The organism is Caulobacter sp. GW821-FHT12A07 (genome assembly GCF_058807655.1).
The window spans coordinates 67097-86717 of record NZ_JBXAQX010000016.1 but is presented as its reverse complement, the minus strand read 5'-3'; the positions used below and the strand labels follow the sequence as shown (position 1 = coordinate 86717).

General features: G+C 69.3%; 15 protein-coding genes. 4 read left to right on the top strand and 11 right to left on the bottom strand.

Going from position 1 to position 19621, the window contains the following annotated elements:
- The first annotated feature begins 222 nt into the window (after nucleotides 1–222).
- Entirely contained in the window at nucleotides 223–3435 is a 3213-nt protein-coding gene (locus AC1RRS_RS23725; protein WP_492857345.1) for a TonB-dependent receptor, read from the top strand.
- A 109-nt stretch (nucleotides 3436–3544) separates the two neighbouring features.
- A complete protein-coding gene (locus AC1RRS_RS23720) occupies nucleotides 3545–4669 on the top strand; it encodes an endo-1,4-beta-xylanase (RefSeq protein ID WP_492857343.1) in 1125 nt (374 codons plus the stop codon).
- A 90-nt stretch (nucleotides 4670–4759) separates the two neighbouring features.
- Here AC1RRS_RS23720 and AC1RRS_RS23715 read toward each other — a convergent pair whose 3' ends face one another.
- Nucleotides 4760–4909, bottom strand: a complete 150-nt coding sequence (locus tag AC1RRS_RS23715; RefSeq protein ID WP_492857342.1) for a hypothetical protein — start codon at nucleotides 4907–4909, stop codon at nucleotides 4760–4762.
- Between the two features lie 153 nt (nucleotides 4910–5062).
- Between AC1RRS_RS23715 and AC1RRS_RS23710 the strand changes: the two genes are divergently transcribed.
- Entirely contained in the window at nucleotides 5063–5563 is a 501-nt protein-coding gene (locus AC1RRS_RS23710; RefSeq protein ID WP_487292206.1) for an FKBP-type peptidyl-prolyl cis-trans isomerase, read from the top strand.
- Between the two features lie 137 nt (nucleotides 5564–5700).
- On the opposite strand, the gene rutA is transcribed toward AC1RRS_RS23710, so the two are convergent.
- The 6 genes from rutA to AC1RRS_RS23680 form a co-directional block, all read right to left on the bottom strand.
- Nucleotides 5701–6759: a pyrimidine utilization protein A gene (gene rutA / locus AC1RRS_RS23705; protein WP_492857340.1), complete on the bottom strand. Its 1059-nt coding sequence runs from the start codon at nucleotides 6757–6759 to the stop codon at nucleotides 5701–5703.
- A gap of 168 nt (nucleotides 6760–6927) precedes the next feature.
- Nucleotides 6928–7734, bottom strand: a complete 807-nt coding sequence (rutD, locus tag AC1RRS_RS23700; RefSeq protein WP_492857339.1) for a pyrimidine utilization protein D — start codon at nucleotides 7732–7734, stop codon at nucleotides 6928–6930.
- A gap of 154 nt (nucleotides 7735–7888) precedes the next feature.
- Entirely contained in the window at nucleotides 7889–8278 is a 390-nt protein-coding gene (rutC, locus tag AC1RRS_RS23695) for a pyrimidine utilization protein C (RefSeq protein ID WP_198578727.1), read from the bottom strand.
- A gap of 79 nt (nucleotides 8279–8357) precedes the next feature.
- Nucleotides 8358–9059: a pyrimidine utilization protein B gene (gene rutB / locus AC1RRS_RS23690; protein ID WP_492857338.1), complete on the bottom strand. Its 702-nt coding sequence runs from the start codon at nucleotides 9057–9059 to the stop codon at nucleotides 8358–8360.
- Nucleotides 9060–9255: 196 nt separating this feature from the next.
- Nucleotides 9256–10974: a sensor histidine kinase gene (locus AC1RRS_RS23685; RefSeq protein WP_492857337.1), complete on the bottom strand. Its 1719-nt coding sequence runs from the start codon at nucleotides 10972–10974 to the stop codon at nucleotides 9256–9258.
- Between the two features lie 102 nt (nucleotides 10975–11076).
- Nucleotides 11077–12126, bottom strand: coding sequence for a LacI family DNA-binding transcriptional regulator (locus tag AC1RRS_RS23680; protein WP_492857336.1), 1050 nt, complete (start codon nucleotides 12124–12126; stop codon nucleotides 11077–11079).
- A gap of 431 nt (nucleotides 12127–12557) precedes the next feature.
- On the opposite strand from AC1RRS_RS23680, the gene AC1RRS_RS23675 reads away from it, so the two are divergent.
- Nucleotides 12558–15020 (top strand): glycoside hydrolase family 3 protein, encoded by a 2463-nt coding sequence (locus tag AC1RRS_RS23675; protein WP_492857335.1) that lies wholly within the window; start codon nucleotides 12558–12560, stop codon nucleotides 15018–15020.
- 185 nt (nucleotides 15021–15205) lie between these two features.
- On the opposite strand, the gene AC1RRS_RS23670 is transcribed toward AC1RRS_RS23675, so the two are convergent.
- The 4 genes from AC1RRS_RS23670 to AC1RRS_RS23655 form a co-directional block, all read right to left on the bottom strand.
- Nucleotides 15206–16075 carry a LytTR family DNA-binding domain-containing protein gene (locus AC1RRS_RS23670; RefSeq protein WP_492857334.1) on the bottom strand — a complete coding sequence of 290 codons (870 nt, stop codon included), beginning with the start codon at nucleotides 16073–16075 and terminating at the stop codon, nucleotides 15206–15208.
- Between the two features lie 14 nt (nucleotides 16076–16089).
- A complete protein-coding gene (locus AC1RRS_RS23665) occupies nucleotides 16090–16764 on the bottom strand; it encodes a DUF2306 domain-containing protein (RefSeq protein ID WP_492857333.1) in 675 nt (224 codons plus the stop codon).
- A 155-nt stretch (nucleotides 16765–16919) separates the two neighbouring features.
- On the bottom strand, nucleotides 16920–17321 hold the full coding sequence (arr, locus tag AC1RRS_RS23660; protein WP_492857332.1) for an NAD(+)--rifampin ADP-ribosyltransferase: 402 nt from the start codon (nucleotides 17319–17321) through the stop codon (nucleotides 16920–16922).
- Between the two features lie 130 nt (nucleotides 17322–17451).
- Nucleotides 17452–19521, bottom strand: a complete 2070-nt coding sequence (locus tag AC1RRS_RS23655; protein ID WP_492857331.1) for an ATP-binding protein — start codon at nucleotides 19519–19521, stop codon at nucleotides 17452–17454.
- Between the last annotated feature and the right edge of the window lie 100 nt (nucleotides 19522–19621).

The following is a 19621-nucleotide window of genomic DNA, read 5'->3' as shown; positions in this document are numbered from 1 at the left end:
CTTTGTCACCTCGCCTTCGTCAGAAAAGCGCTTTCAGGTCGCTACATCGGCGAGATAATCCAGTAAAAACAGAAGCTTGATCGCTGTGTTGCGTCAGATTGCAGAGTTCTTTCAACACCCTTGACGTGGTCGACCTTTGCCATATCATCAGACCAATAATGGTCTCGACATATGACCAATGGTAGCGCTACCGAGCTACCGGGACTGGGGAGGAATACAAGAATGAGCTCCGCAAAAGGAGCGTCCGCGACCCGTGGGCGCCACACTCTCGGCGACAATCTGAAGTTCGGCCTGCGCTGCGGGGCCTCGGCCCTGGCGATCAGCCTGGTGTTCGGCGCGACGGCCATGGCCCAGACGGCGGCCAAGAAAGACTCCACCGAGGACACGGTCGACGAGGTGATCGTCACCAGCATCAAGCAGAGCCTCAAGAGCAGCCAGCAGCTGAAGCAGTCGTCCGAGATCATCGGCGACTCGATCACCGCCGAGGACATCGGCGCCCTGCCGGACCGCTCGGTGACCGAGGCCCTGCAGCGCGTGCCCGGCGTGTCGATCAACCGCTTCGCCGCCGGCGTGGACCCCGACCACTTCTCGGTCGAAGGCTCGGGCGTCGTGGTCCGCGGCCTCAACTTCGTGCGCTCCGAGCTGAACGGCCGCGACACCTTCACCGCCAACAACGGCCGGATCCTCAGCTTCGCGGACGTGCCGTCCGAGCTGATGGGCGGCGTCGACGTGTTCAAGAGCCCCTCGGCCGACCTGATCGAGGGCGGCATTTCGGGCACGGTGAACCTGCGCACGCGCCTGCCGTTCGACAGCAACAAGCGCATCCTGTCGCTGTCGGCCGAGGCCAGCTACGGCGACATGGTCAAGAAGTGGAAGCCGACCTACTCGTTCCTCTATAGCGACCGCTTCGACACCAACATCGGCGAGATCGGCGTCCTCGCCAGCTTCGTGAACTCCGAGCTGGCCAGCCGCAGCGACGCCATCCAGGTGTCGAACTTCGGTTGCCGCACCAACCTGGGCGTCACCACCGGCGACTGCGGCAACGGAACCAAGGGGGTGTGGTTCCCGCGCGGCGCGGCGTTCCGCTCGACGACCAACGAGCGCGAGCGCCAGGGCCAGGCCGGCGCCATCCAGTGGCGGAGCAACGACGGCACGATGCAGGCCGCGTTCCAGTACCTGCGGTCGAAGTCGACGACCAAGTGGACCGAGCACGCCGTCGAGATCGCCACCGACAACGTGACCAGCAACGGCGACTCGCGCCCGGCCGCCGGCACCACCTTCACCTTCGACGAGGACGGCGTCTTCACGAACGGCATCATCACCGGCACCACCGGCTGGCGCGCCGATCAGAACGGCTCGGATCCGCGCACGCCGATCAACGGCCTGCAGTCGAACAACATCCGCCGCGACGAGCAGACGACCAACCTCACCACCGACTACGGCTTCAACTTCAAATGGACGCCGAACGAGCACTGGGGGATCCAGTTCGACGCCCAGCACGTGGATTCCAAGGTCGATGCGATCAGCATGGGCCTGTGGGGTTCGACGTTCCAGAACGCGGCGATCACCCTGAACGGCACGGACGCGCCGACCGTGACCTTCCTGCCGCCGGCCAACGGCACCTCTGTGGTCACCTGCACGACCTACAGCGCCAGCTGCCCGTCCTACGCCCAAGGTACGCACACCAGCCTGAGCGACCCGTACAACAGCTTCTGGCGCTCGGCGATGGACCACATCGAGCAGTCGGAAGGCACCGAGGACGCGGTCAAGATCGACGTCGAATACAAGTTCGACAACGACAGCTGGCTGGACTCGATCAAGGGCGGCGTCCGCTGGTCCGAGCGTGACCAGACCACCCGCTTCTCGGCCTACAACTGGGGCGTCATCAGCGAGATCTGGGGCAGCGGCGGCCCGGTGTGGATGACCGACGCCATCAACAGCAACCCGTCCACCGCCGGCGGTTCCGACAGCACCGCCCTGATCGAGAAGTACGTCTTCGACAACTTCATGCGCGGCAAGGTCGCCGTCCCCACCGGCTCCGACGGGCGGCTGTTCTATTCGCAGAACCTGATCGAGAACTACGCGGCGGTCTCGCAGTTCGCCCTGTCGGTGGGCGACGAGTGGCGCACGCGCCTGGTGAACGGCTGTCCGCAGAACTGGGTGCCGCTGGCGCAGCGCTGCAACGTCGTCTCCGGCACGCCCTTCCGTCCGCAGGAGATCAACCCGGTCAACGAACAGACCGAGTCGGCCTACCTGATGGCGCGCTTCAAGGGCGTGACCGGCGACTACAAGGTCAGCGGCAATGTCGGCCTGCGCTACACCAGGACCGAGCGCGTCGCCGACGGCTACCTGGCCTTCCCGCTGGTCTCCAGCCTGCCGACCGAGCTCGACTGCGCGTCGGTTCCGGCCGGACAGACGCCTTCGCCGTTCTGCCAGCTGACGCCGGCGGTCCGCGCGGCTTCGCGCCTGTGGGCCAACGGCGCGCTCGTGCCTAGCCGGGTCAGGACCTCGTTCGACTACCTGTTGCCGAGCTTCAACCTGAAGGTCATGGCGCCGCACGGCCTGCAGTATCGCCTGGGTCTGTCGAAGACGATCACGCCGCCCGACATCGGCCTGACCCGCAACTTCTACAACCTGACCCTCAACACCAACGCCGACGGCATCACCAACGGCGTGCCCAGCGGCAACGTCCCCGTCGGCAATCCCTACCTGAAGCCCACCCAGTCCAAGAATATCGACGCCTCGGTGGAATGGTACTTCGCGCCGGTCGGTTCGCTGACCTTCGCGGCCTTCTGGAAGGAACTGACGGACGTCGCCTACAACAGGACCAGCCGGGTGCCGTTCACCAACAACGGCGCGACGTTCGACGTGGTTGTCACCCAGCCCGGCAACTCCGACGTCAAGGCCACGGTCAAGGGCTTCGAGATCGGCTACCAGCAGTTCTACGACTTCCTGCCCAAGCCGCTGGACGGGTTCGGCATCAACGCCAACTACAGCTACATCGAAAGCAGCGGGGTGCCGCAAAGCACGCTGTCGGCGACCGACCCCGACGTGGCCGCCGGCCGCATCACCACGGTCGACACCAGCAAGCTGCCGCTGCAGGGCCTCTCGAAGCACAACGTCAACTTCGCGGCGATCTACGAGAAGGGGCCGGTGTCGGCGCGCCTGGCCTACAACTGGCGCTCGGACTTCCTGCTCACCGTCCGCGACGTGATCGTGCCCTACGCCCCGATCATGAACGAGGCGACCGGGCAGCTGGACGGTTCGTTCTTCTACACGATCAATCCGAAGATGAAGATCGGCGTCCAGGGCGTGAACCTGCTGAACGAGACCACCCGCACGACCCAGGTGCTCAACAGCAACCTGCTGAAGACGGGCCGCTCCTGGTTCGTCAACGACCGGCGCTACACCATCGTGTTCCGCGCCAGCTTCTAGATCTTCGACGGGACGCGCGGCAGCTTACCGCCGCGCGTCCGCCTTCCTGCCGACTTTGTCCGCGCATCGTCCTTGGCGGTGCGCGGTTTCTTTTGAGTGCGAGGCTTTCATGATCAACCGCCGCCGCGTGTTGTTGGCTGCCGGAGCCGCCGCCCTGGCGTCGCCGGCCCTGGCCGACGGGAAGGCGCTCAAGGACCTCGCCGCCGCCAAGGGGCTGGTCTTCGGCAGCGCCGTCGGCGCGGGGCCGCCCGGATCGCTGACCGGCTCGTTCGAGGACGCCCGCTACCGCGCGCTGCTGGCGGCCGAGTGCGGGGCGCTGGTGCCCGAGAACGAGCTGAAGTGGTACGTGCTGCGCCCGACCGAGCAGGCCTTCGCCTTCGCGCGCGCCGACCGCATCGCCGCCTTCGCGGCCGAACACGGCCAGGCCCTGCGCGGCCACACCCTGCTGTGGCATCACCCGCAGTGGTTTCCCGGCTGGCTGAAGACCTACGACTTCGGGGCCAGGCCCGCCGCCAAGGCGCAGGCGCTGATCAGCGAACACATCGACCGGGTCTGCGCCCGCTATCCCCAGGTCTATTCCTGGGACGTGGTCAACGAGACCGTCGACCCGGCCGACGGCGCCTTGCGCCGCACGGTCTTCTCCGACGCCATGGGCGGGGTCGAGCCGGTGCTGGACCTGGCCTTCCACGCCGCCCGCAAGGCCGCGCCAAAGGCCCGCCTCGTCTACAACGACTACATGAGCTGGGAGGCTGGCAACGAGAAGCACCGCCATGGCGTGCTCAAGCTGCTGGAGGGCTTCAGGAAGCGGAACACGCCCGTCGACGCCCTGGGGATCCAGAGCCATATCGGGGCCGAGAACGCCGACAGCTTCACCGGCTTTGGCCGGCCGCAGGAGAAGGACTGGCGGGCCTTCGTCGATGCGGTGACGGGCCTGGGCTACGACCTGGCGCTGACCGAGTTCGACGTCCACGACAAAGGGCTGCCGGCCGACTTCGCCGCGCGCGACGCGGCCGTGGCCGCCTATGGCAAGGCGTATCTGGATTTGATGCTCGACTACCGCCAGACCCGGGAACTGCTGGCCTGGGGGCTGGTCGACAAATATTCCTGGCTACAGAACCAGTGGCTGCGCCAGGACAAGGCCCCCAAGCGGCCGACGCTCTATGACGACGCCTATCGGCCCAAGCCGCTACGCGAGGCGGTGGCCGCCGCCCTGGCCGCCGCGCCGTCGCGATAGGGGCGGGCCCACGGGGGAGGGGACGGCGGCGGCATGCGGAAGCGCATACGTCTGGGCCGCCTAATTTCCTGATGTTCGCCGAGCGCGCGTTCAGGCGGGCGGCGTAAGGCGCGGGCCCCATTGCAGGTAGGCGGCGAAGGCCAGCGAGCCGATCACCACCCAGCCGACGAAGAGCGCGAACATCGGATGGCGTTGCCACCAATGCGCTCCGTTCAGCGCGCCGCCAGAAGACCTGGCCATGACGTTTCCTTCCCGACGAGCGAAGAACGGTCTAAGTAGAAAATAGCCGTTCTTCTTCTCAGACCAACGAGAGCCCTCGGTTTTTAGTGTGCTCTCGTTCGGTCGGATGTCTATTCTGACATTTCGTCGCACAAATAACACGAGTCGCCGAATATGCGCACCGCTCTCATCGCCCTGGGGTTGATTCTCGCCGCTGGTCCGGCCCTGGCCCAGACGCCGTCGCCGGCCCCGGACGTCACCGTCAACGCCGCCGGCGACAACCTGGCCAAGTCCACGGCCTGGCTGGCCGCCAACGCCAAGCAGCCGGGCGTGATCAGCCTGCCGTCGGGCCTGCAGTACAAGGTCACGACCTCGGGCGCGAAGACCGCGCCGTCGCCGAAGGAGGGCGACATCATCAAGGTCCACTACGAGGGCAAGCTGGTCGACGGCACGGTGTTCGACAGCTCGTTCGAGCGCGGCCATCCGATGATCGCGCCGCTGGGCGGCCTGGTGCCGGCCTGGATGGAGGCCATCCCGAAGATGAAGGTCGGCGACGAATGGACGCTGTTCGTGCCGCCGAGCCTCGGCTACGGCGACCGCGACGCCGGCCCGATCCCGGCCAACAGCGTGATGATCTTCCGCGTGAAGCTCATCGACATGATGACGGCGGACTAAAGAGAAACCTCCCCCTGTGGGGGAGGGGATCGCGTAGCGATCGGTGGGGGGCGTGACCGCAGGCCAGGCAAGCGCCGAGGCAGCTGAAAACGTCCCCCCACCGGCCTTCGGCCGCCTCCCCCAGAGGGGGAGGTTCCCTACTTCCTCGACTTCATCAGCGGCTGAATCTTCGTGCCGAAATCGTCCATGCCCTGGACGAAGTCGTCGAAGGTCAGCAGCACGCCGCCGGTGCCGGGCACTTCGGCGATCTCGTCCAGCATGCGGGCGATGCTTTCGTAGCTGCCCACCAGCGTGCCCATGTTGAGGTTCACCGCCGATTCCGGGGCGGCCAGCTGGGCGGTGTTGGTGGTCGAGCCCGCCGCCGCGTTGGGCGCGGCCTGGTTGGTCAGCCAGGCCAGGGCGTCCTGGTCGGCGCCGTCACGGTATTTCTGCCACTTGGCCAGCGCCTTCTCGTCGGTCTCGTCGGCGATGATCATGAACAGGATGAACGAGGCCACGTCGCGGCCGGTCTTGGCGGCGGCCGCTTCCAGCCGCTTGTTGACCGAGGCGAAGGCCGTGGGGGTGTTGGTGCCCTTGCCCAGGGCGAAGCTGTAGTCGGCGTATTGCGCGGTGAACGCCAGGCCCTCGTCGGACGAGCCGGCGCAGATCAGCTTGGTGTCCTGCGGGTGCGGGCTGACCCGGCAGTCGTCCATGGTGAAGTACTTGCCCTTGAAGTCCGAAACGCCGGTCTCCAGCAGGTCCTTCAGCACGGTCGCGTATTCGGCCAGGTAGTTGTAGCGATCGGTGTAGTGGCCTTCGCCGGGCCACAGGCCCATCTGGCTGTATTCGGCCTTCTGCCAGCCGGTCACCAGATTGATGCCGAAGCGCCCCGGAGCGATCGAGTCGATGGTCGAGGCCATGCGCGCGACGATGGCTGGCGGGATGGTCAGGGTGGCGACGGTGGCGAAGATCTTGATCTTCTGGGTCACGGCCGCCAGGCCCGCCATCAGGGTGAAGCTCTCGAGATTGTGCTCCCAGAACTGCGTCTTGCCGCCGAAGCCGCGCAGCTTGATCATCGAGAGCGCGAAATCGAGCCCGTATTCCTCGGCCTTCTGGACGATGGTCTTGTTGAGCTCGAAGCTCGGCATGTACTGCGGCGAGGTCTCGGAGATGAGCCAGCCGTTGTTGCCGATGGGGATGAAGACGCCGACCTGCATGGGATTACTGCCCCCTTCTGTGATGTGAGTGGCGCGACGAGAAAGATGCTCCCCCTCTGGGGGAGCTGTCGCGAAGAAGCGACTGAGGGGGATTAGCGCCGGCGCTGGCCCCCTCCGGCCCTCTGGGCCACCTCCCCCAGAGGGGGAGGATTTGAGCGGAGGGCCTCGTCACGCCCCCTCCAGGAACCGCACCAGCGAGGCGTTGAACCTCTCCGCGTCGGTCACGCTCGAGGCGTGGCCGCCCCAGGGCAGCACATCGAGCGTCGCGTTGGGCAGGCGCTCGGCGAGGCGGTGGGCGCAGGTGACGGGCACCAGCATGTCGTCGGCCGTGGCGCTGACCAGCACCGGATGAGTGATGCGCGGCAGGTCGGCGTCGACGTCGAAGGCCAGCAGGGCGCCGATGCGGGCCAGCATCACCGCCTTGGGCGGGAAGCCGGCCACGTGGTGCGGCTCCTCGGCGGCCAGACGCTCGCTGTTTTCCGAGATCCAGGTCGCCGGATAGAGGAACAGGGCCTGGGCGTGCACATAGGCCGCCGGGCCGGTGTCGTTCAGCAGGTGCAGACGGGTGTCGAAACAGCGCTTGATGTGCGGATCGGGCCGCGACCAGCCGTTGACGACCGCCAGCTTGCCCAGCCGGTCGGGGTGCGAAAGGGCCAGCGCCAGGCCGGCGTTGCCGCCGGCCGCGTGGCCCACGACATGGGCCTTGGCGATCCCCAGGGCGTCCAGGACCTTGACGATGTCGTCGGCCATGTCGGCGACGGCGTAGGGCTTGTCGGCCGGCAGTTCGCGGACGCTGCGGCCCGTGCCGCGGTGGTCGTACAGCACGACCGGCCAGCGCGCCGTCAGCGCCGCCATCTGCGGCCCCCAGAAGCTGCCCGAACCGCCCAGGCCCGACGACAGCAGCACGACCTCGCGGCCGGCCACCGGCCCGCCGTGGAGTTCGTAGTGGAGGCCGTCGACTGTGCCCGACGTCATGCCCGCACCCCAATCCGCTCATCCCCGCGAAGGCGGGGACCCAAGCTGACTCGCGGGTGCGGGCGCGGCCGAGCCGAGATCCGCAGACTCGGCTTGGGTCCCCGCCTTCGCGGGGAGGCTCGGAGGAAAAGTGACGGGGCCAGGATCATACGGATCAGCGTTTGCCGATGTGGGCGACGGTGGCGATCTCGACCAGGAAATCGGGGCGCACCAGGCCGCACTGGATGCAGTAGCGGGCCGGCTTGTCGCCCGGGAAGTACTCGGCATAGACCTTGTTGATGGTCTGGTAGTTGGCCCAGTCGGTCAGGAAGATGTGGTTCATGGTCACGTCCTCCATCGTGCCGCCGGCCGTCTCGATCACCGACTTGATGGTCTCCAGCACCTGGCGCGTCTGACCCTCGGCGTCGCCGACATGGGCGACGTTGTTGTCCTTGTCGAAGGCCAGGGTGCCCGAGACGTAGACGATCCCGTCGGCCAGCGTGCCCGGCGAGAACGGCGCGATCGGCGTGCCCGTGCCGGGCGGGGTGATGACGGTCTTGGGCATCGGGTCCTGTCCTTCTAATAATTAAGTTCTTCATTCCGTCCGAAGACGGAAAACCTTGCTGGCCAAGCGCTCGACGCGCCTATTTCGGCGCGATCTGGCCGAACGCGCCCTTGAAGTCGGCCACGGTCGAGACCCAGCCAAAGAAGGTCTCGATGTTGTAGAGCGTGGCCTTCTGAACGAAGTCGGGACCGGCCTGGTGGGTGGCGTCCTCCAGCACCGTGCCGAAATATTCGAGGAAGAAGCCGTCGCGCAGGGTCGACTCCACGCAGACGTTGGTGGCGATGCCGACGAAGACCAGATTCTTGATGTTCCGCGACCGCAGCACGCTGTCGAGCTGGCTGTTGAAGAAGCCGGAATAGCGGGTCTTGTGCAGCTGGATGTCGCCCGGCTGGGGTGCGAGCTCGTCGACCAGCTCGTAGTCCCACTGGCCGCGGGCCAAAAGCTTGCCCTGCAGCTCGGGCTTGGCGCGCATGGTCTTCAGGGCGTTGGACTTCCACCAGTTGGGCGAGCCAGGGCCGCCGGCCTCGACATACTGGTCGTCCCAGCCGTTCTGGAAATAGATCACCTGCATGCCGGCCGCGCGGGCCGTCTCGAGCACGCCCTTGATCTGCTGGATGCAGGCGGCCGCGCCGCTGATGTCGAAGCCGGCCAGATCCAGATAGCCGCCGGGCGAGGCGTAGGCGTTCTGCATGTCGATGACGATGACGGCCGTGCGCTCGGGCGCCAGCGGGATCGGCTCGGGCCGGGCCGGCAGCATCACGGAGTCATCTGTGGCGATCATGAACGCTCTTCCCTCAGGTGCGGCTCTGCGGCGTGCATCCTGAGCGTCATGGAAGATCAATCTACGCGGCGACGCAATACGATCGATCCGACGGCGCCCCAGGATGGGTGCAGAGCGGATCGACCATCACCATGAGCGGAAGAACGGCGGTCAAGCGCCGGGCCGGCGCTTCGCGCCCGCGCCCGCGGCTGCCTGTTCAGGCGTCGGACAGCGAGGGCTCGTCGCCCAAAGCTTGGGCGCCGGACGGGTCGGGCAGGCGCACCGACAGGGCGCAGACCAGGCCCGTGGGCAGGTATTCGAACACGGCCTCGCCCTTCAGTTCGTTGCGCAGGCTGGCGGCGATCAGGCGCGAGCCGAAGCCCTTGCGCTGCGGTGGGCCGTCCAGCTTGGGTCCGCCGCTCTCGACCCAGCGCAGGGCCAGGCGCTGCGGATCGAGCGGATCGCGACGCCAGGTCACCTCCACCCGGCCGTTGGGGGTGGAGAGGCCGCCGTACTTGCTGGCGTTGGTGGCCAGCTCGTGGAAGACCATCGACAGGGCCAGGGCGGCGCTGGGCGGCAGGGCGGCCGGCGGCCCCTCGCAGCGGGCGCGGTCGCCATAGGGCTCCAGCGTCTGGCGCACGACGTCGGTCAGGTCGGCGCTTTCCCACACGGTGCGGGTCAGGAGATCGTGGGCGCGGGCCAGGGCGTAGAGCCGCTCGTTGAAGGCGTTGAAGCCCGGGGCGGCCTCGCCGCGGCCCAGGCTCTGCAAGGCCAGGGACTGCACCGTCGCCAGGGTGTTCTTCACCCGGTGGTTCAGCTCGTTGATCATCAGCTGTTGGCGGGCGGCGGCGCGCTTTTCGCCGGCCTCGCGGGCCCGCAGCTGGTTGGAGGCCGCGTGCAGGGCCTCGCGCACCTCGCCGATCTCGCGCAGGCCGCCGCTGGTCTGGGCCGGCATCTCGCCGCCGGCCGCCATGATCCGGGCGTCGGTCACCAGGGCCCGCACCTCGCCCGAGATCCCGCGCGAGAACAGCAGGGCGGCCGTGGCGCCGATGGCCAGCAGGACGAGGCCGGCGGTGACCAGCAGGGCCAGGGACGACAGGTTGGCGCGATCCAGCTCGGCGCGCGGCACGCCGACGATGAAGGTCCAGCCATAGGCGGCCGAGCGGCTGAAGGCCGACAGGGTGGGGGTGCCGTCGAGGGTGTAGGTCTCGAGCACGCCGTCGTTGTCGCGCGCCATGGCGTCCAGCATCGGCCGGCTGGCCGAGCGGCCCAGCATCTTCTCCTGGTCGCGCGAGCGGGCCACCAGCTTGGCGTTGCGGTCGACGATGCTGGCCGTCCAGCTGTGCGGCACGCCCTGGGCGGCGAACAGCGGGGCGAAGGCCGCGGGGGTCTGGATATAGGCCAGGTCGTAGAGCTCGCCGGCGACGATCACCGGCATGTCGATGGCCACGATCGGCTGCTTGACCACCTTGCCGAAGGTCAGGTTCGAGACGGTGGTGCGGCCCGAGCGCACGGCCGCCCAGCGTTCGGGCGGCAGGCCGGCGCTGCGGGGCGGGGCCTGGCCGGGCGGCAGGCGGGTGTTGACCACCTGGCCGTGGGGCGAGATCAGCACGATCCAGGCCGCGTCGGCGCCGATGGCGGCGCGGGCCTGGCGCTCGAAGCTTTCCAGGTCGCCAGAGGCGAGAGCGGGCGAGACCGACAAGGCCTGCAGCGTACTCTGGCCCTGGGCCAGCTGGCGATCGACGGCCAGGCCCAGCGCCCGGGTGGTGGCCACCAGTTGCTGCTCGTAGCGGCCCCGGCTCTGGCCGTATTCGGCGCGGGCCAGCAGGGCCATGAAGACGATGGCGGGCGCGACCAGGCACAGCGCCATGATCAGCAGGCGCCGCCTTACGGTGGGCGGCCCGGCTGCGGCGGTTGCGGCGTCGACCTGGGTCATGTCTCTGGCCAAACGCGAGCGGCTCCAACTTGAAGTGGCAAGAGAAAAGGGTGCGCTGACCCGCTGGTCAAGCTCCCCGCGACATCCCGTCGCGGGGGCTGATTAGCTCGCCGACTGCGGCGCCGTCGAGGCGCGCAGGGCCAGTTCGAACGGCAGCAGGCGATCGCCGCGCGGCGGCTTGCCGTCCTTGGCTGCGCTGGCGACGAGGATGTCTACGGCCTCGGCCGCCATCTCGGCCACCGGCTGGCGCACCGTGGTCAAGGGCGGCAGCGACAGGCGCACGCTGGGGGTGTCGTCGAAGGTGGCCAGCGACAGCTCGCCGGGGATGGCGACCGACAGCCGCCGGGCGACGTGCATCACCGCCAGAGCCGTCTCGTCGTTGCCGGCCAGGATGGCGGTGGGCCGGTCGGCGCGGCTCAGCAGGGCCTCGGCGGCGGCGACCCCGCCCTCGAAGGTGAAGTCGCCCGGAACCAGCAGCGTCTCGTCGACGGGCAGGCCGGCCTTGGCGAGGGCGTCGCGATAGCCGTCCTCGCGGGCGCGGCTGGCCAGGAAGCGCGGGCTGCCGGTGACGAAGCCGATGCGGTGGTGGCCAAGCGCCAGCAGGTGCCGGGTCAGGTCGCGGGCGGCCGCCTGGTCGTCCATCCGCACCCGCGCGCCGGGGCCGGCCTGGGCCGAGCCCAGGCGCACGAACGGAATCTGGGCCTTCTTCAGGGCGGCCAGCACCGTCGGGTCCTCGCAGTTGGGCGGCGTCAGGATCACCCCGTCGGGCCGCAGGGTGGACAGCACGTGCTGCACGCGCCGGGCCAGCTGGTCGGACTCCAGGTCGATCAGCTCGCACAGCAGGTGGTAGCCGTGGACGTCGCAGCGGAGCATGGCCCCGTACTGCATGCGGTCGATCCAGTTGTTGCCGCGGTCGCTGCGCCAGTTCTCCAGGGTAAGGGTGCGGTCGTTGAAGGCGACGATCAGGAACGAGCGGCCGCCGCCCATCCGCCGGGCGGCGATGTTGGGGCTGTAGCCCAGCTGCTCGATGGCAGCCTCGACGCGGGCGCGCAGGTCGGGGGTGACCGTCGGCTCGTTGTTGACCACGCGCGAGACGGTCTTGACCGAGACCCGGGCCTTTTCGGCCACATGGACGATGGTGACGTTGCGCATCGGGCCCCCGGCGCCGGCTGTCGGCGCGCTGACCTAGCGATAGCCCGGCCCCGGCGGCCGAGTCGAGCCGGTTCGCGGTCTTCGGCCTTCAATAGAGTACGCGAAAATCTCAGTAAGACATCATTGTCAGAAAAATTCTCTGCTGCATCTTCGCCTTTCCCGCAAAGGATATCGGCCGATTTGTCCTCAAGTGGACAAATTGAATCGTGTTGACATCAAGTAAGACAACGTTGTCTCGTGTCGATGTGAGGCGGTCGCGAGCAGACGACCCCGCGACGGGAGGCCAAGGCCATGCGCGATCGCGCGTGCGGACTTCCGCGCGCGTCGTCCGCCCTCGACGCCTCATCCCATGACGCTGCTCCCGCGGCGTGCTTTGGGCGCGGCGGCTCCTTCCCCTTTGCCGCCGCGCCTCTTTTTCGATCGAGGTCGCCGTGACGCCGTTCCGTGTTTCCGCCCTGGCCCTGCTGGCCGCCACCAGCCTGACCGGTCTCGCCGGCGCGCAGACGCTCACGCCGGCGGGCAAGGCCGCGGCCCACGTCGCCGCCTGGCCGGCGGCCAGGAGCCCCGCCGCCCTGACCGACGCGGCGACGGAAGCGAAGATCACGGCGCTGATGGCCAGGATGTCGGTGCGCGAGAAGGTCGGCCAGACGATCCAGGCCGACATCGGCTCGATCCGTCCCGAACAGCTGCGCGACTATCCGCTGGGCTCGATCCTGGCCGGCGGCAGTTCGGGTCCGAACGGTAACGACAAGGCGATAGCCAAGGAATGGGCCGATTTCATCGACCTGTTCCGGGCGGTGTCGCTCGAACAGCGCGACGGCCACGTGGCCATCCCGATCATGTTCGGCATCGACGCCGTGCACGGCCACAACAACCTGGTCGGCGCGACCCTCTTTCCGCACAACATCGGCCTGGGCGCTACCCGCGATCCCGACCTGATCGAGCGCATCGGCAAGGCCACGGCCGAGGAGGTGGCGGTCAGCGGCGGCGACTGGACCTTCGGTCCGACGGTGGCCGTGCCGCGCGACGACCGCTGGGGCCGCACCTACGAGGGCTATGGCGAGGATCCGGAGATCGTCAAAAGCTACGCCGGCCGCATGACGCTGGGCCTGCAGGGCAGGCTGGTTTCCGGCAAGGCGCTGGAGGCCGGCCACATCGCCGGCAGCGCCAAGCACTTCCTGGCGGATGGCGGCACCACGGGCGGCAAGGACCAGGGCGACGCGGCGGTGTCGGAAGCCGACCTCGTCCGCCTGCACGCCCAGGGCTACTCGCCCAGCATCGACGCCGGCATCCTGACGGTGATGGCCTCGTTCTCCAGCTGGAACGGCGTCAAGCACACCGGCAACAAGACTCTGCTGACCGACGTGCTGAAGGACCGCCTGGGCTTCACCGGCTTCGTGGTCGGCGACTGGAACGCCCACGGCCAGGTCGACGGCTGTTCCAACGTCTCGTGCCCGCAGGCCCTGAACGCGGGCCTCGACATGTACATGGCCCCCGACAGCTGGCAGGGCCTGTTCGACAATACCTTGAAGCAGGTCGAGGCCGGCGAGATCCCGATGGCGCGGCTGGACGACGCCGTGCGCCGGATCCTGCGGGTCAAGCTCAAGGCCGGCCTCTTCGACCGCGTCGCCCCGCCGGTGCAGGGCCGCTTCGAGCGCGTCGGCGCGCCCGACCATCGCGCCCTGGCCCGCGAGGCGGTGGCCAAGTCGCTGGTGCTGCTGAAGAACGACGGCGTGCTGCCGATCAAATCAGGAGCGAAGGTGCTGGTGGCCGGCGACGCCGACGACATCGGCAAGGCGGCCGGCGGCTGGACCCTGTCGTGGCAGGGCACGGGCAACACCAACGCCGACTTCCCCAATGCGCAGTCGATCTGGAGCGGCCTGAAGGAAGCCGTCGAGGCCTCGGGCGGCAAGGCGACCCTGTCGAAGGACGGCTCATTCGCCGACAAGCCGGACGTCGCCGTGGTGGTGTTCGGCGAGACGCCCTATGCCGAGTTCCAGGGCGACCTGCAGCACCTGGAATACCAGCCGGGCGACAAGACCGATCTGGCCTTGCTAAAGAAGCTCAAGGCCGCCAGCGTGCCGGTGGTGGCGGTGTTCCTCAGCGGCCGGCCGCTGTGGGCGAACCCGGAGATCAACGCTTCGGACGCCTTCGTCGCGGCGTGGCTGCCGGGCTCGGAAGGCGGCGGGATCGCCGACGTGCTGATGGCCGGCAAGGACGGCAAGTCCAGGCGCGACTTCACCGGCAAGCTGTCGTTCAGCTGGCCGGGGCGCGCCGACCAGGGGCCGCTGAACCATGGCGACGCCGGCTACGACCCGCAATTCGCCTATGGCTACGGCCTGTCCTACGCCAAGCCCGGCAAGGTGGCGCAGCTGTCGGAAGTGTCGGGCGTCAGCGGCGCCAGCGCCAATGTCGACAAGTACTTCGTCGCGGGTCGCTCGCCGGCCCCGTGGCTGCTGTCGACGGCCGGCGGGGTGACCCTGACCGCCATCGACGCCGCCGCCCAGGAGGACGCCCGCCTGGCCGCCTGGACCGGTCCCGGCGCGCTGCTGGTCAACGGCCCGCCCGCCGACCTCACCCGCCAGACCACCGGCGACCTGTCGATCGCCCTGACCTACCGCGTCGACGCCAAGGCTGCGGGTCCGGTGGGTTTCTCGGTGTCGTGCGGCGAGGGCTGCGCCGGCGGGGTGGATGTGACGAAGATCTTCGCCGAGGCCCCGGTGGGCGAGTGGCGCAAGACCCAGATCAAGCTCTCGTGCCTCAAGGCGGCGGGGGCGGACATGAGCCGCATCTCCTCGCCCGTGGTGCTGTCGGCGCAGGCCGGCTTCAAGCTGGCCTTCCGCGAGATCCGCCTGGAACCGACGGATGCGCACGTGGCATGCCCGGGGCAGTAGGGTGGCGATCTGATCCTTATCCTCCCGTCATTCCCGCCCTTGTGGCGGGAACCCCTGGTTCCGCTCGCAAGTGAGGCGCAAGCGACGTGCTGAGCACGTCGCCCCAACTGCCCTTGCGGCTGACAGAGGGTTTCCCGCCACAAGGGCGGGAATGACGGGAAAAAGGGGGAGGGCGGTGAAGCTGCTCAGCCGCCCCGACCGCCCAGCCGCTCCAGCAGCGCGTCCCGATAGGTCCGGCTGGTCACCACCTCGCCGCCGCTGGCCAGGGTCAGCCGCCAGGAGCCGTCCGACAGCGGCTGGGCCTCGCGCACGTGGGCGAGGTTGACCAGGCTCGAGCGATGGGCGCGGGCGAAGAGGCGGGGGTCCAGCCGCGTCTCCAGTCCCTGGAGCGTGGCGCGCAGCAGGCCCTCGCGGCCGGCCCCCTCGCGATCGGCCCAGTGGACGACGACATAGTTGTCGGCCGCGCCGAACCACTCGACGGCCGAAACCTCGACCGGGATGCGCCGGGCGCCCGACATCACCATCAGCCGCTCGCTCTCGGGCGCGGGGGAGACGGCGCGAGCTTCGGCCAGGGCGCTCTCCAGCAGGGCGTTGCGGGCCCTGGCCTCGGCGGCGCGGCGGTGGTGGACGGCCGCCAGCCCGACCGCGACGATGGCCGAATAGAGCAGCAGGCAGACCGGCGTGCGCCCCAGCATCCGCGCCCCGAAATCGCCCGCGCCGAGAAAGCCGGCGTCGACCAGGCTGGAGATCGCCGCTTCCGCCGGAACCACGACGGCTCCCGCGACTAAGCTCGCCGCCACGCCGCGCGCCCCGGCCCCGAACCGGCGTAGGATCAGCCAGACGATCGCCGCCGCCGGCAGCCAGGCGGCGTAGATCGAGCCCTGCCAGACCAGCGACGGGACGACGCCCAGCGCCTCGCCGCGATCGGCGGCGAACCGGCGGGCGAACCAGGCGGCGCTGACCGTGGTCATGGTCCAGCTGTAGGCGACGAAGGCCCAGACCCAGGCGCTGGTCGGGGCGGCCTTCAGGCGGGCGACCATCAAGCGGGCGCCCATCAAGCGGGCGCCCATCAAGCGGGCAATGGGGGTCGCCGCCGCCGGATGATCAGCACCGCGATCCAGCCCATGGCCAGCGGTTGGAACAGCAGGGTCGGCCAGAGCTGGCTCCATGGCGTCGGCAGGAAGGTCAGGAAGTTGCCCGAGAAGGCGCTGATCACCGCCCCGTAGGCGGACAGCATCTTCGCTAGATGCTCGTAGGTCCAGAGGTCGGGGCTGAACGGCCAGCCGGCGGGCCGCGCGAACCGCCAGAGGTCCCAGCCGCCGAAGGCGAAGGCGGCGTAGGCCAGGCCGAGGGTCGGCAGGCGCGGGCTCTTCGAGGCGCCGGTCAGCAGCAGGACCACCACCCAGGCGCCGATGGCGACCACGGCCAGGGCCGCCGCCCAGTCCAGGGGCCGGGCGCGCTGGCGCGGATCGAGGTCGGGGCGCTTGCGGCCCAGCACCCGGAAGCCGGAGAACAGGCCTATGCTGGCCGTCGCCGACAGGGCGGCGAAATAGGCGTTGAAGTGCAGGACCGTCATCACCCAGGCCGCCGCCAGCAGCGTGCCCATCACCGCCACATAGACCCGTCCCGACAGCCGGTGCAGGCGCGAACCCTTGCGGGTCAGCAGCGGAACGAGGCCGGCGGCCACGGCGATGAAGCCGCAGGTCACATGCAGGGCGAGGGCGGGGGAGAAGAGGCTGTCCATGGCCGGCGTGATGGCCGGCGGGCGGGGACTGCGACAGCGGCCTGGGGCGGGTTGCGGCGGATGGGGGCGAAGCTACGCCCCTCATGCCACCCCAACTCCGCCGTTCCCCGCCTTCGCGGGGATACTCGGAGAAAAAGGGCCGGGGCCAGGAAGCCTCAGTCCTCGATCGCCTCGATCCCCTGCGCGTCGAGGCGGGCCAGGTGGTCGCGCATGGCCTGGAGCTGTTCGGCCGGATGGCCCGTCCAGTCGGTCACCTCGCCGACGATCCGCAGGGGGGCCCTGGTGCGGTACGACAGGGTCGGATTGCCGGGGAACTTCTTGTCCGTCAGGTTGGGGTCGTCCTCGAACGGACCCGTCGGCTCGACGATGTAGATGCGGCCGCGCCCCTCGCCCCGGGCCAGTTCCGCGCCCCAGGTCGCCGCATCGAGGGTGGCGCTGAAATAGACATGGGCCGCCGTCCGGCCCGCGCCGTAGTTGGAGGCGTAGCCGGCGCCGATCAGGTCGCCGGTTCGCAGGTCGGCCTTCGTGCCGTGATAGAACGCGGTCGTGGAGGTCATGGTCGGGGCCCTTGTCGATGGGGCCGCGGCCCCGCGTCGAAGGCGCTACAACCTGCGCATAATTCGCCGGCCGGCAATTCTTGAACTTGGGTTTTTCGACCCCAGATCCATGACGAGCGAGGGACAGGCGTCAGGCCGCCTCGCGTTCCCCCGCCCAGGTCTCGATCGTCGCGTAGAGCAGGTCCTTCTGGATCGGCTTGGCGACGTGGTCGACCATGCCGGCCTCGCGGCACTGGGCGACCTGCTGGGGCAGGGCGTCGGCGCTCATGGCGATGATCGGCACGCTAGCCGCCGGACCGGGCAGGGCGCGGATGGCGCGGGTGGCGGTCAGCCCGTCCATGCCGGGCATGTGGATGTCCATCAGCACGACGTCGAAGCCGCCGGCCTGGGCCATCTCGACCGCCTGCCGGCCGTTGTCGGCGGTGGTCACCTCGCAGCCGGCCAGGGTGAGGAAGGCGCCGCCGATCTCGCGGTTCATCGGGTGGTCGTCGACCAGCAGGACGCGGGTCCCGGCGATCCGGCCGGCGGCGGCCAGCGGCGTGTGGCGCGGCGCGTCGCACGCCTCGGCGGACAGCTCGATCCAGAAGGTCGAGCCCTGGTCGGCGTTGGCCTCCATGCCGATCCGCCCGTCCATCAGCTCGACCAGCGCCTTGCTGATCGCCAGGCCCAGACCCGCGCCGCCGAAGGCGCGGGTGACCGAGCTGTCGCCCTGCGAGAAGCGCTTGAACAGCCGGTCGCGCAGCTGCGGCGGCACGCCGATGCCGGTGTCGCTGACCTCGATCCGAAGGTGGTCGCCGTCGGGACCGGGCGTCACGATCAGGCGGGCGGTCACCTTGCCGGCGGGGGTGAACTTGACGGCGTTGTTGAGCAGGTTGAGCAGCACCTGGCGCAGGCGGGCGCCGTCCAGGCCGTGGTGGCGATCGGCGTCGCCGACGACCTCGATCTCCAGCGCCAGGCCCTTGGCCTGGGCGTCCTGGGCGACGATGGCGGCGGCGTCGCGCAGCACGGTCTCGGCCCGGGCCGGCGCGATCTCCAGCTCGACCCGGCCGGCCTCGACCCGCGAGAAGTCGAGCACGTCGTTGACCAGGGTCAGCAGGGCGCCGCCGGAGCCGTTGATCAGGGCGACGTGGCGGCGGGCCTCGGGGGCCAGGTCGTCGCGGTCGGCCAGCAGGCGGGTGAAGCCCAGCACGCTGTTCAGCGGCGTGCGGATCTCGTGGCTCATGGTGGCCAGGAACTCGGTCTTGGCCAGGCTCGCGGCCTGGGCGCGGGCCTGGGCCTGCCGCGCCAGGGCCTGACGGCGGACGAGGAGCTGCTTGAGGCGCTGCTGGTTGGCCAGCACCAGGGCGGCGGCCAGGCAGGTGAAGAAGAGGGCGCTGACCAGCAGTTGCAGGGCGTGGGCGCGCTCGGACGCCTGGGCTCTCGTCGCGGCCTCGGCGACGATGCCCAGCACGCTGAGCGGCGTGGCGATGGCGGCGGTGATCAGGGTCGACCAGGCCGCGCCCTTGGGGCCCAGCCGGAAGGCCACCAGCACCCCGGCCGGGAACACCAGGAACGGCAGCGTGTGGCCGGGGCGGCCGAACGCCGCCAGGGCGGCGACGCCGACCGCCGCGTAGCAGGCGGCCTTCTCCCAGGGCGAGCGCTCGAAGCCGCGCTTCATCCGGGGATCGAACAGGATCAGGGCGGCGGGCAGGCCGACGCTCATGCCCAGGATGTTGATGAACAGCCAGTTCTTGATCAGCACGGGCAGGGGCACGTGCAGCATCGGCGCGGTCGCGAAGGCGCCGACCACGGCCAGGGTCACCGTCACTGGCAGGGCCAGGCCGACCGCCCGCGCGGCGCGGCCCAGGTTCTTCAGCCGCGGCGGCCCGCCGAAGGCCTTGGACAGCACCAGGGCGATCAGCACCGCCTCGGTCGAGTCCAGCGTCGTGAACAGCACGGTCATGGCCGGCGGCGTGCCGCCCAGGCCGTCGAGCAGCAGGTGGCTGGCGGCGCTGAGCACCAGCAGGATCGCGCTGCGGCCGGGCGTCAGCAGCATCAGTCCGGCGGCCAGCAGGCCGTTGCAGGGCCACATCGAGGCCATGCCCGACGGGCCCCGGGTCAGCAGGTCGCAATAGGCGATGGCGACGGCGTAGGCGGCGATCAGCGACAGCAGCAGACGGGTCTGGCTCGCCTCGCCCTCGAAACGCTTTACTGCAAACATGACGCCGTACCCGCTCGTCCCGTTCGAACTCGGGGGCAAAATCGGGCGCAACCCCGCCTATAACGTTAAGGCGCGGCCGATTTCGATGAAAATGGGCGGG